This window comes from Pseudomonas helmanticensis (assembly GCF_900182985.1).
Taxonomy (GTDB): domain Bacteria; phylum Pseudomonadota; class Gammaproteobacteria; order Pseudomonadales; family Pseudomonadaceae; genus Aquipseudomonas; species Aquipseudomonas helmanticensis.
Window position 1 is genome coordinate 2811895 of sequence record NZ_FXUY01000001.1, and the last position, 12843, is coordinate 2824737.

At 60.3% G+C, this 12843-nt stretch carries 10 protein-coding genes; 4 read left to right on the top strand and 6 right to left on the bottom strand.

Going from position 1 to position 12843, the window contains the following annotated elements; all coding sequences use genetic code 11:
* Positions 1 to 2 precede the first annotated feature (2 nt).
* The 4 genes from emhB (at position 3) to QOL84_RS12580 (ending at position 7334) form a co-directional block, all read left to right on the top strand.
* Positions 3 to 3152, top strand: a complete 3150-nt coding sequence (gene emhB, locus QOL84_RS12565) for an efflux RND transporter permease subunit EmhB (RefSeq protein WP_283437400.1) — start codon at positions 3 to 5, stop codon at positions 3150 to 3152.
* Positions 3149 to 4609, top strand: a complete 1461-nt coding sequence (gene emhC, locus QOL84_RS12570; RefSeq protein ID WP_129390249.1) for an efflux RND transporter outer membrane subunit EmhC — start codon at positions 3149 to 3151, stop codon at positions 4607 to 4609. The genes emhB and emhC overlap by 4 nt, the downstream gene beginning before the upstream one ends.
* A gap of 364 nt (positions 4610 to 4973) precedes the next feature.
* A complete protein-coding gene (locus tag QOL84_RS12575) occupies positions 4974 to 6233 on the top strand; it encodes an OprD family porin (RefSeq protein ID WP_283437401.1) in 1260 nt (419 codons plus the stop codon).
* Positions 6234 to 6524: 291 nt separating this feature from the next.
* The gene (locus QOL84_RS12580; protein WP_283437402.1) at positions 6525 to 7334 is read left to right on the top strand and encodes a methyltransferase domain-containing protein; all 810 of its coding nucleotides are present in this window, start codon (positions 6525 to 6527) and stop codon (positions 7332 to 7334) included.
* Between the two features lie 95 nt (positions 7335 to 7429).
* On the opposite strand, the gene pcaC is transcribed toward QOL84_RS12580, so the two are convergent.
* The 6 genes from pcaC to pcaH all read right to left on the bottom strand — a co-directional run bounded on the left by pcaC (position 7430) and on the right by pcaH (position 12812).
* A complete protein-coding gene (gene pcaC, locus QOL84_RS12585; RefSeq protein ID WP_025110738.1) occupies positions 7430 to 7822 on the bottom strand; it encodes a 4-carboxymuconolactone decarboxylase in 393 nt (130 codons plus the stop codon).
* A gap of 13 nt (positions 7823 to 7835) precedes the next feature.
* Positions 7836 to 8624, bottom strand: coding sequence for a 3-oxoadipate enol-lactonase (pcaD, locus tag QOL84_RS12590; protein ID WP_283437403.1), 789 nt, complete (start codon positions 8622 to 8624; stop codon positions 7836 to 7838).
* Between the two features lie 12 nt (positions 8625 to 8636).
* Positions 8637 to 10001: a 3-carboxy-cis,cis-muconate cycloisomerase gene (locus tag QOL84_RS12595; RefSeq protein ID WP_283437404.1), complete on the bottom strand. Its 1365-nt coding sequence runs from the start codon at positions 9999 to 10001 to the stop codon at positions 8637 to 8639.
* Between the two features lie 45 nt (positions 10002 to 10046).
* Positions 10047 to 11342 carry an MFS family transporter gene (locus tag QOL84_RS12600; protein WP_283437405.1) on the bottom strand — a complete coding sequence of 432 codons (1296 nt, stop codon included), beginning with the start codon at positions 11340 to 11342 and terminating at the stop codon, positions 10047 to 10049.
* 197 nt (positions 11343 to 11539) lie between these two features.
* Positions 11540 to 12106, bottom strand: a complete 567-nt coding sequence (gene pcaG / locus QOL84_RS12605; protein ID WP_283437406.1) for a protocatechuate 3,4-dioxygenase subunit alpha — start codon at positions 12104 to 12106, stop codon at positions 11540 to 11542.
* A 1-nt stretch (position 12107) separates the two neighbouring features.
* A complete protein-coding gene (pcaH, locus tag QOL84_RS12610) occupies positions 12108 to 12812 on the bottom strand; it encodes a protocatechuate 3,4-dioxygenase subunit beta (RefSeq protein WP_283437407.1) in 705 nt (234 codons plus the stop codon).
* Positions 12813 to 12843 lie beyond the last annotated feature (31 nt).

A 12843-nucleotide genomic window follows, 5' to 3' on the forward strand; every position in this document is an offset into this window, starting at 1 on the left:
TCATGTCAAAATTCTTCATCGACCGTCCGATTTTCGCCTGGGTAATTGCCCTGGTGATCATGCTGGTCGGGGCACTTTCGATCCTGAAATTGCCGATCAACCAGTACCCGAGCATTGCGCCACCGGCCATTGCGATCTCCGTGACCTACCCGGGCGCTTCGGCGCAAACCGTGCAGGACACCGTGGTTCAGGTGATCGAGCAGCAGCTCAACGGTATCGACAACTTGCGTTATGTGTCTTCGGAAAGTAACTCCGACGGCAGCATGACCATCACCGCGACCTTCGAGCAAGGCACCAACTCCGACACCGCGCAGGTTCAGGTTCAGAACAAGCTGAACCTGGCCACCCCGCTGTTGCCGCAAGAAGTGCAGCAACAAGGTATCCGTGTGACCAAGGCAGTGAAAAACTTCCTGCTGGTGATCGGCGTGGTATCGCGTGACGGCAGCATGACCAAGGACGACTTGTCCAACTACATCGTGTCGAACATGCAGGACCCGATCTCGCGCACCGCCGGTGTCGGTGACTTCCAGGTCTTCGGTGCCCAGTACGCGATGCGCATCTGGCTCGACCCGGCCAAGTTGAACAAATTCAACCTGACCCCGGCTGACGTCAGCTCCGCCATCTCGGCACAGAACGTCCAGGTCTCCTCCGGTCAGCTCGGCGGTTTGCCGGCGCTGCCTGGCCAGCAACTGAACGCCACGATCATCGGCAAGACCCGTCTGCAGACTGCCGAGCAGTTCAAGGCGATTCTGCTGAAGGTCAATCAGGACGGTTCGCAAGTTCGTGTCGGTGACGTTGCCGATGTCGGTCTGGGTGGCGAGAACTCGACCATTTCGGCCCAGTTCAACGGCAAGCCGTCGTCCGGTCTGGCGGTGAAACTGGCCAACGGCGCCAACGCCCTCGACACCGCCAAAGCCCTGCGCAAGACGATTGACGAGCTCAAGCCGTTCTTCCCGGAAGGCATGGAAGTGGTGTTCCCGTACGACACCACTCCGGTGGTGACCGAGTCGATCAAGGGTGTGGTTGAAACCCTGGTCGAAGCAATCGTGCTGGTGTTCCTGGTGATGTTCCTGTTCCTGCAGAACTTCCGCGCCACCGTCATCACCACGATGACTGTGCCGGTGGTATTGCTCGGTACATTCGGCATCCTCGCGGCGTTCGGTTTCAGCATCAACACCCTGACCATGTTCGGTATGGTGCTGGCCATCGGCTTGCTGGTGGATGACGCCATCGTTGTGGTGGAAAACGTCGAGCGGGTGATGAGCGAAGAAGGCTTGTCACCGAAGGAAGCGACCAAGAAGTCCATGGGCCAGATCCAGGGCGCCCTGGTCGGTATCGCGCTGGTGCTGTCGGCAGTATTGCTGCCGATGGCGTTCTTCAGCGGTTCCACCGGTGTGATCTACAAGCAGTTCTCGATCACCATCGTCTCGGCCATGGCCCTGTCGGTATTGGTTGCGCTGATCTTCACCCCGGCGCTCTGCGCGACCATGCTCAAGGCGATTCCGAAAGGCGAGCACGGCACGCCGAAAAAAGGTTTCTTCGGCTGGTTCAACCGCAACTTCGACCGTGGCGTTCGCAGCTACGAGCGCGGCGTTGGCAACATGCTGTCGCGCAAAGCCCCGTATCTGCTGGCGTACCTGCTGATCGTGGTTGGCATGATCTGGCTGTTCACCCGCATTCCGACCGCGTTCCTGCCGGAAGAAGACCAGGGCGTACTGTTCGCTCAGGTGCAAACCCCGGCCGGTTCCAGTGCTGAACGTACCCAAGTCGTCATCGACGAAATGCGTTCCTACCTGCTGGAGAAAGAGTCCGGCGCGGTGGCCTCGGTGTTCACCGTGAACGGCTTCAACTTCGCCGGTCGTGGGCAGAGCTCGGGTCTGGCGTTCATCATGCTCAAACCGTGGGACGAGCGTGACGCCAGCAACAGCGTGTTTGCCCTCGCCCAGCGTGCGCAGCAGCACTTCTTCACCTTCCGCGATGCGATGGTGTTTGCCTTTGCCCCGCCAGCGGTACTGGAGTTGGGTAACGCCACCGGTTTCGACGTGTTCCTGCAAGACCGTGCCGGTATCGGTCACGACAAGTTGATGGAAGCGCGTAACCAGTTCCTCGGTCTGGCCGCGCAGAGCAAGGTGCTCTACCAGGTACGTCCGAACGGCCTGAACGACGAGCCGCAATACCACCTGGAAATTGATGACGAGAAAGCCCGCGCCCTGGGTGTGAGCATTTCCGACATCAACAGCACCCTGTCGATTTCCTTCGGTAGTAGCTACGTCAACGACTTCATCGACCGTGGTCGGGTGAAGAAGGTATACGTGCAAGGTCAGGCCGGCGCTCGCATGAGCCCCGAAGACATGAAGAAATGGTACGTGCGCAACAGCGCCGGGACCATGGTGCCGTTCTCCGCGTTCGCCAAGGGCGAGTGGATTTACGGTTCGCCGAAACTGGCGCGTTACAACGGTGTAGAAGCGATGGAGATCCTCGGTTCTCCGGCGCCGGGTTACTCCACCGGTGATGCGATGGCCGAAGTCGAAGCGATTGCCAAGAAGCTGCCGGCGGGTGTCGGTATCTCCTGGACCGGTCTGTCGTATGAAGAGCGTCTGTCCGGTTCGCAAGCACCGGCGCTGTACGCCCTGTCGCTGCTGATGGTGTTCCTGTGTCTGGCGGCGCTGTACGAGAGCTGGTCGATTCCGATCGCCGTTATGCTCGTGGTGCCGTTGGGGATCATCGGTGCACTGCTGGCCACCAGCCTGCGCGGTCTGTCCAACGACGTGTACTTCCAGGTGGGCCTGTTGACGACCATCGGTCTGGCGGCTAAAAACGCCATTCTGATCGTCGAGTTCGCCAAGGAACTGCATGAACAGGGACGCAGCCTGCGGGATGCGGCGATCGAAGCGTGCCGCATGCGTCTGCGACCGATCATCATGACGTCGCTGGCCTTCGTCCTCGGTGTTGTACCGTTGGCGATCTCCACCGGTGCCGGTTCGGGCAGCCAACACGCGATCGGTACCGGCGTAATTGGCGGTATGCTCACAGCCACGATCCTGGCGGTCTTCTGGGTCCCACTGTTCTTCGTTACGGTTTCGTCCATCGGCCAGCGTAAAATCGCTGATGAGGATGAAGCGACTGAAACTCCTAAAGAGGCTGGCCAATGAGCAAGTCGCTACTCTCCATCGCAGTCGCCGCCTTCGTGCTGAGCGGTTGCTCGCTGATACCTGACTATCAGCAGCCTGAGGCTCCGGTCGCAGGCCAATACCCACAGGGGCCGGCGTACTCGCCGGCCCAGGCACCGGCGCAGGCCGCTGCCGAGCAGGGCTGGAAGCAGTTTTTCCATGACCCGGCGCTGCAACAGCTGATCCAGGTCTCCCTGGAAAACAACCGCGACTTGCGTGTCGCGGCGCTGAACATCGACGCTTACGCGGCTCAATACCGCATCCAGCGTGCCGACCTGTTCCCGGCAGTTTCGGCCAATGCCAGTGGCAGCCGTCAGCGGGTTCCGGCCCGTGCCTCGCAGACCGGTGAAGCGGGCATCACCAGCTCCTACTCCGCCACCGTCGGCATCAGCGCCTACGAACTCGACCTGTTCGGTCGCGTTCGCAGCCTGAGCGAGCAAGCGTTGCAACAATACTTCGCTACTGAAGAAGCGCGTCGCAGCACCCAGATCAGTCTGGTTGCCAGCGTCGCCAACGCTTACCTGACCTGGCAAGCGGACAAGGAACTGCTCAAGCTGACCCAAGACACCCTCGGTGCCTTCGAAGAAAGCTACAAGCTGACCAGCCGCAGCAACGAAGTCGGTGTCGCGTCGGCGCTGGATCTGGCGCAGTCGCGCACGTCGGTGGAAAACGCCCGTGCACAACTGGCGCGTTATACCCGCCAAGTGGCGCAGGACGAAAACAGCCTGACCCTGCTGCTCGGCACCGGTATTCCGGCCAATCTGCAAGCGGCCAAACCGCTGTCGGATGACCTGCTCAGCGACGTACCGGCCGGTCTGCCTTCGGATCTGCTGCAACGTCGTCCGGACATCCTCCAGGCCGAGTACAACCTGAAGGCAGCCAACGCCAACATCGGCGCGGCGCGTGCAGCGTTCTTCCCGAGCATCAGCCTGACCGCCAACGCGGGCAGCCTGAGCCCGGACCTGTCCGGCCTGTTCAAGGGCGGTTCGGGGACGTGGCTGTTCCAGCCGCAGATCAACCTGCCGATCTTCAACGCCGGCAGCCTGCGCGCCAGCCTCGACGCCGCCAAGATCCAGAAGGACATTGGCGTGGCGAACTACGAGAAGTCCATTCAAACGGCCTTCCAGGAAGTCGCCGACGGTCTCGCCGCCCGCCAGACCTACACCGACCAGCTGCAGGCGCAGCGTGACTTCGTGCAGGCCAACCAGGATTACTACCGTCTGGCCGAGCGTCGCTACCGCATCGGTGTCGACAGCAACCTGACCTTCCTCGATGCCCAGCGTCAGCTGTTCAGCGCGCAACAAGCGCTGATCACCGACCGCCTCGCGCAGCTGACCAGTGCGGTCAACCTGTACAAGGCCTTGGGCGGTGGCTGGAATGCGCAAACCGCGCAGAACGAACCGCTGAAAGAAGAAGCACCGAAGATGAAGTTGTTCTGATCATCATCAGGTGAAAACAAGGAGCCCACCGATTGGTGGGCTTTTTGTTGGCTGAAAATCAAAAGATCGCAGCCTTCGGCAGCTCCTACAGGGATCAATGTAGGAGCTGCCGAAGGCTGCGATCTTTTGATCCGAATGCTGTTCGATAATCGCCCAAAACCCGCTTCCGCCGATTGAATCCCTACCACCGCCCCCCGCACCATTCGAGCCACAAAACCAATAACAACAGGTTCGACACCATGCTCAAGCGCTCCGCCCCATCCGGCTGATTGCCGTCGTTTCATCCCTGAACATTTTTCATGTCTGCGCCCGAAAACAGCGGCAGCGCCCCCGTTCGCTTAAAAAAACAAGAGAGTCCCCAGCCATGACAACGTCCCCTGCGCCCTACGCATTCCCCGGCCTGATCGCCCTGGCCCTGGCTGGCGCAGCCCTGCCCGCCGTGGCGGAAGAAGCCGGTTTCGTCGACGGTGCCAAGGTCAACCTCAACCTGCGCAACTTCTACATCAACCGCAACTTCACCAATTCGACCAAAGCGCAGGGCAAGGCTGAAGAGTGGACGCAGAACTTCATCCTTGATGCCAAATCCGGCTTCACCCAAGGCACCGTCGGTTTTGGCATGGACGTGCTCGGTCTGTATTCGGTGAAGCTCGATGGCGGCAAAGGTACCGGCGGCACGCAGTTGCTGCCGCTGGATCACGACGGCCGCCCGGCCGACAACTTCGGGCGCACCAACGTCGCCTTCAAGGCCAAGCTTTCCCAGACCGAAGTGAAGGTCGGCGAGTGGATGCCCGTGCTGCCGATCCTCCGTTCGGACGACGGTCGCTCACTGCCGCAAACCTTTCGCGGCGGCCAGATCACCTCGAAGGAAATCGACGGCCTGACCCTCTACGGCGGCCAGTTCCGCGCCAACAGCCCGCGCGACGACAGCAGCATGAGCGACATGTCGATGACCGGCAAAGCAGCGTTCACCTCGGCTCGTTTCAACTTTCAGGGCGGCGAATATGTGTTCAACGACAAGCGCACGCAGATAGGGCTGTGGAACGCCGAACTCAAGGACATCTACAGCCAGCAATACGTCAATCTGATCCACAGCCAGCCACTCGGCGACTGGACGCTGGGCGCCAACCTCGGTTTCTTCTACGGCAAGGACGACGGCAGCGCCCGCGCCGGCGATCTCGACAACAAGACCTGGTCGGGGATGTTCTCGGCCAAATATGGCGGCAACACCTTCTACGTCGGCCTGCAGAAACTCACCGGCGACAGCGCGTGGATGCGCGTCAATGGCACCAGCGGCGGCACCCTCGCCAACGACAGCTACAACGCCAGTTACGACAACGCGCAGGAACGCTCCTGGCAACTGCGTCACGACTATAACTTCGCCGCCATGGGCGTTCCCGGCCTGACACTGATGAACCGCTACATCAGCGGCGACAACGTGCACACCGGGACCATCACCGACGGCAAGGAATGGGGCCGCGAATCGGAATTGGGCTACACCTTGCAGAGCGGCGCGCTGAAGGATCTCAACGTCAGATGGCGCAACTCGACCATGCGCCGGGATTTCAGCAATAACGAATTCGACGAAAACCGGCTGATCGTCAGCTACCCGATCAGTCTGTTGTAAACACTGTTAGATCTGATCCCCGCGATCCTGTAGGAGCTGCCGCAGGCTGCGATCTTTTGATCTTGTTTTTAAGATCAAAATCAAAAGATCGCAGCCTTCGGCAGCTCCTACAGGAGATTTGTGCCATTGGTCTGGATTAATGGCGCTTTGCTGGGCGTCGAGTAGAGTAAAAAAACCTGAAGGACTCAGGTGTATACCCTTTCCGCTTCCGTTATCTGTTGATGTTGGTCCCCTAAAGACTTGAGCCAGGTTGTCATCGGAAGACACCTTTGATCACCAGAGGATGACCTCATGATCACCCGACTCAAATCAGCAGCCCCCGACTGGGACGCCAAAGCGTACCAGCAGTTTTCTCGCCTCAGGCAACGCCCGGTCAACGAACTGCTTGATCGTGTCGAGCTGCGAACCCCCCAACGTATTTATGACCTCGGTTGCGGCACAGGCATTGCCACGCAAGTGCTGGCCAAGCGCTGGCCGCGAGCGCAGTTACTCGGAATCGACAGTTCAGCGCAAATGCTCGAAGAAGCGCATCGCCTGCCGATCAACGCCGCATGGCAGCAATGCGATCTGCTCGACTGGCAGCCCGAACAACCGGCAGACCTGCTGTTCGCCGCCGCCGTGCTGCACTTTATCGATGGCCATGAAACGCTGCTGCCGCGCCTGCTCGGCCAGCTCAACCCGGGCGGCTGTCTGGCCGCGCACATGCCGGACTGGCGCGATGCGTTGTGGTATCGGTTGATGCTCGAAACCCTCGACGACGGTGGTGTCGGCGGCAAGCCATTGGGCACGGCGGAACTGCGTCAGCGCATGGCGGCGCGGCCGTTGTTGTCTTTGGAGGATTACTACCGCTTGCTCGCACCATTGACCAAGTCGCTGGATATCTGGGAGACCGAGCAGTTGCAGGTGGTTGATGGGAAGTCGCCGGTGTATGACTGGGTGAAAGTTTCGGCGCTGCGGCCGGTGATGCAGGCGCTGAGTTCAGCAGAACAGGCGCGGTTTATTTATCACTACCTGATGCGGGTGCATAAGCATTATCCGCAGGAGTGCGACGGGCATACGTTGTTTGCGTTCAAGCGGATATTTATTGTGGCCAGGGTTTGAAGAGCAAAAGATCGCAGCCTTCGGCAGCGCCTACAGGGGAACGCATTCCAAATGTAGGAGCTGCCGAAGGCTGCGATCTTTTCGGTTTGCACCACTCACTCCCGGGATTCGACACCCAGCTCATCCCACACCGACTCGGCCAGATGAAACGTTGCATTCGCCGCCGGAATCCCGCAGTAAATCGCGCTCTGCATGATCACTTCCTTGATCTCGCCACGGCTCACACCGTTATTGGCCGCTGCGCGCAAATGCAGCTTCAGCTCGCCTTCACGGTTCATGCCGATCAGCATGGCGATGGTGATCAAACTACGCGTATGCCGAGGCAACCCTGGACGTGTCCAGATATCGCCCCAGGCATGCCGGGTGATCATTTCCTGAAACTCCGAGTTGAACTCGGTCAGCGTGGTCAGGCTGCGATCGACATGCGCATCACCGAGTACCGCGCGGCGCACTTGCATGCCGTCGTCATAACGTTGTTTCTCGTCCACGAAAATCCCCTTGTCAGACGTTTAAAAACGCCAACACACGATCACTGAAATCGGCACCGGCCTGCACATTCGACAGATGCGCCGCATAGAACTCGGCGTACTCGGCACCGCGTACATGTTCCTGAATGAAATGCCCACCGGACGGCGGCGTCACCGCATCTTCAGTGCCGGCAATCACCAGCAACGGCACGTTGATCGAGGCGAGCTGCTCGCGAAAATCGGCATCACGCACCGCCGCGCAATTGGCCGCGTAACCCTCAGGCGAAGTGGCGGCGAGCATTTCGGTAATCTGCTTGGCTGCCGCCGGATGTTCAGCGGAAAAATCCGGGGTAAACCAACGGGCAATCGACGCATCACGCAGGGCAACCATCGCTGCCGCGCCGTCACGCAGCACGGTTTCGATGCGTGGATTCCACACCGACGGATCGCCGATTTTTGCCGCCGTGTTGCAGACAATCAGCTTGTTCAAACGATGACCGGCATTGATCCCCAACCACTGCCCAATCAACCCGCCCATCGACAGTCCGCAGAAATGCGCGCGTTCGATGTGCAACGCATCCAGCAAACCGAGTACGTCATGACCGAGTTGCTCGATGCGGTACGGCCCCGGCGTCACCAGCGATTGACCGTGACCACGGGTATCGAAACGCAGCACGCGAAAGTGCTCGGTGAACGCCGGCATCTGCGCGTCCCACATGTGCAAATCAGTGCCCAACGAGTTGGACAGCACCAGCACCGGCGCATCGACCGGACCTTCTATTTGATAGTGCAGTTCGCCATCGGCGAGTTGAACGAAAGCCACAGCCCTCTCCTTTCAGACAGACAATGCGTTGTGTTCGGCCACCGCGCGCTCGACCCAGGTTCGCGCCTGGCCAAGGTAATGGGCGGGGTTCAAAAGATGATCAAGTTCAGCGCTGCTCAACTCGGCGGTAACTTTGGGTTCGTCACCCAGTACGGCGCGCAAGTGGCGCTGTTCGGCCACCGCGCGTTTGCAGCATTGCTCAAGCAAATGATGCGCGGTGTCGCGGCCAACCCGTTGCGCAAGCACGATGCTCACCGCTTCGGCCAGCACCAGCCCTTGGGTTAGTTCGAGATTGCGCGCCATGCGTTCGGCGTCGACTTCCAGGCCCTCGGCGAGCAAGCGCGCCTGTTGCAGCGAACCCGACACCAGGCAGCAAATCTCCGGCAAGGTTTCCCACTCGGCATGCCACAGACCGAGGCTGCGCTCGTGCTCTTGCGGCATCGCGCTGAACAGCGTCGAGACCAGACCCGGCACCCGCGTCGCTGCGCCGATCAACACCGCCGCACCGACCGGATTGCGTTTGTGCGGCATGGTCGACGAGCCGCCCTTGCCCGGTGCTGAAGGTTCGAACACTTCGCCCGCTTCGGTCTGCATCAACAGGCTGATGTCGCGGCCGAATTTGCCGAGGCTGCCGGCGATCAAACCGAGCACCGCGCCGAACTCGACCACGCGATCACGTTGGGTGTGCCACGGTTGTTCGGGCAAGGTCAGTTGCAGTTCTTCGGCCAGCGCTTCGGCAATCGGTAACGCCTGTTCGCCCAAGGCTGCGAGCGTCCCGGATGCGCCACCAAATTGCAGCACCAGCAGACGCGGTTTAAGTTCACGCAAACGCTGACGGCTGCGAGTGATCGCGCCGAGCCAACCGGCGATTTTCATGCCAAGAGTTACCGGCGTCGCGTGTTGCAGCCAGGTGCGTCCGGCCAGCGGCGTGGCGGCGTGACGTTGTGCCTGGGTGGCGAGAGACTCGGCCAATTGCGCCAGATCGCCTTCAATCAATTCCAGCGCCTGACGCAATTGCAGGACCAATCCGGAATCCATCACGTCCTGACTGGTCGCGCCCAAATGCACATAACGCTCGGCCTCGGCATCGCTGGCGGCGATCTGCTTGCCCAGCGCCTTGACCAGCGGAATCGCCGAATTGCCGGCCGTGGCAATCGCCTCGCCCAGCGTCGCGAAGTCATACAGACCCGCACTGCACGCCGCCGCAATCGGTGCAACCGCAGACGAAGGAATCATTCCGACCCGCGCCTCCGCCCGCGCCAGCGCCGCTTCGAAATCAAGCATCGCCTGCACGCGGCCCTGATCGCAGAACACCTCACGCATATCGCGGGCAGTGAAGTAGGCATCGAACAATTGATTGCCCGGTCGCTGAGTCATAAAAGTCCTTGCCGGCGCGGGCCATCACGGCCCGCGCGCATCGGGTTAGAGATCGTGGTGCAAGTACGCTGCCTGTTTTGGCAAGCGCAGACTGAACAGGAACGCGATCGCCATCATCGCCGTCACGTACCAGTAGAAGGAGTTTTCCATGCCGATGTTCTTCAGACTCAGGGCAACGAATTCCGCCGAGCCACCGAAGATCGCATTCGCCACCGCGTAAGCCAGGCCGACACCGAGGGCGCGAACTTCCGGCGGGAACATTTCGGCTTTCACCAGGCCGCTGATCGAGGTGTAGAAACTGACGATTGCCAGCGCCACCGTGATCAACACAAACGCAAGAAACGGGCTGCTGACGCTTTTCAGGCTCAACAGGATTGGCACGGTGAACAGCGTGCCGAGCGCGCCGAACCAGAGCATCGAATTACGTCGGCCGATCTTGTCGGCGAGCATGCCGAACAGCGGTTGCATGCACATATACAGGAACAGCGCGCCGGTCATGATGTAGCTGGCGGTCTTGGCGTGCATACCGGCGGTGTTCACCAAGTACTTCTGCATGTAGGTGGTGAAGGTGTAGAAAATCAACGAGCCACCGGCGGTGTAACCGAGCACGGTGATGAACGCGGCTTTGTGATCGCGGAACAGCGCACTGATGCTGCCGGCGTCCTTGTGCGCGCGGGTTTCCTTGTTGGTGGTTTCTTTCAGCGAGCGACGCAGGAACAGCGAAATCAACGCGGCCACCGCACCGACCACAAAGGGAATCCGCCAGCCGTAGGCGCGCAGGTCATCTTCGGTGAGGAATTGCTGAAGAACCACGACCAGCGACACCGCCAACAGTTGCCCACCGATCAGCGTCACGTATTGGAACGAGGCGAAAAATCCGCGCTGGCCCTTGAGGGCGACTTCGCTCATGTAAGTCGCGGTGGTGCCGTACTCACCGCCGACCGACAGGCCTTGCAGCAAGCGTGCGAACAACAGCAAGACCGGTGCCCAGACGCCGATATCCTTGTAAGTCGGCAGACAGGCGATCAGCAAGGACCCGAAGCACATCATCAGAATCGAGATGAGCATCGAGTTCTTGCGGCCGTGCTTGTCGGCGACACGACCGAAAATCCAGCCGCCAATCGGGCGCATGAGGAAGCCGGCGGCGAACACGCCAGCGGTGTTCACCAGTTGCACCGTCGGGTTATCGGAGGGGAAAAACGCCGGGGCGAAGTAGATCGCGCAAAAGGCGTAGACATAGAAGTCGAACCATTCGACGAGGTTGCCGGACGAGGCGCCGACAATGGCAAAGATGCGCTTGCTGCGCTCTTCACCCGTGTAATGAGAGGTGGTGGTTTTCATTGTTTTTCACTCGATAGGGACAGTGAGAGTCTAGACATACTTTGCAACAGTCCCGTTCCACAGTTCCATCAGCAACACAGTTCTCCCCTGTGGGAGCGAGCCTGCTCGCGAAGAGGGAGTGTCAGACGACATTTATGTTGGCTGACCCACCGCTTTCGCGAGCAGGCTCGCTCCCACAGGGGATTGGTGGTGTTCTTTTAATAATCGAAGAACACCGTCTCGGCGTCGGTGCCCTGCAGAATCACATTCCACTGGTAAACCCCCGAGGCATCCTTCTTCGCCAGCAACGTCGCACGACGCTCAGCCGGCACGCACTCAAGCAGCGGATCATCAACGTTCGCCGGCTCGCCATCAAAATAAATCCGCGTCAGCAAGTGCTTCACCAGGCCACGGGCAAACACTAACACCACCAAATGCGGCGCCTGGGTCGAGCCCTTCAGCCCCTCAACCGTACCCGGCTTGATCGTGGTGAAACGAAAGCGCCCTTCAGCATCCACCGGCACCCGGCCAAAGCCTTCGAAGTGCGGGTCGAGCGGCTTGTCCTGCTCGTCTTCCGGGTGGTCGTATTTGCCGGCAGCGTTGGCCTGCCAGACTTCCAGCATGGCATCGTTGACGACATCGCCATTGCCATCCACCACTTGCCCGGTGATCGCTACGCGCTCGCCGAGAGTTTGTTCGACGGTGAGGTCTTCGCGGTTCAGCCAGGTCAGGCCGATGTGGTAATACGGCCCGACGGTGTGGGACGTGGTCGCAGTCAGCGTCATCTTATTTCTCCATCGGCGTGGCTTCACGCCCGCGCAGCACGATGTCCCAACGATAACCGAGGGCGTAGGACGGAATGGTTTTTTCCAGATCGAAACGGGCGATCAGGCGTTCCTTGGCCGAGGTGTCCGGCACGCAGTTGTAGATCGGGTCGTACGCCAGCAACGGGTCGCCCGGAAAATACATTTGCGTGACCAGACGCGTGAGGATGCTCGGCCCGAACAGCGAAAAGTGGATATGCGCCGGGCGCCACGCATTGTGGTGGTTGCCCCACGGATAGGCGCCGGGCTTGATGGTCTGGAACTGGTACCAGCCATCGGCGTCGGTCACGGTGCGGCCGGTGCCGGTGAAATTCGGGTCGAGCGGCGCGTCGTGCAGGTCGCGCTGGTGGTTGTAGCGGCCGGCGGCGTTGGCCTGCCAGATCTCCACGAGAATCCCCGGCACCGGCAAGCCGTTTTCGTCGAGCACGCGGCCGTGAATGATGATGCGCTCGCCCTGTGGCTCGCCTTGATGCTGGGCGGTCAGGTCGTTATCGGTATCGCCGACACGCTCGGCGCCGATGGTCGGGCCGGTGATTTCCGACAGCGAATGCGGCAGAAACACCAACGGCTTCGACGGCGAGCGCAGGTTGGTGGATTGATACGTCGGGTGCAGGTACTCAGGCTGAGTGCCTTCCTGCGGACGACGGTAACCAGGCTTGTCAGACATGTCGCTTTCCTCTGTTCTTATTCGTCACGGC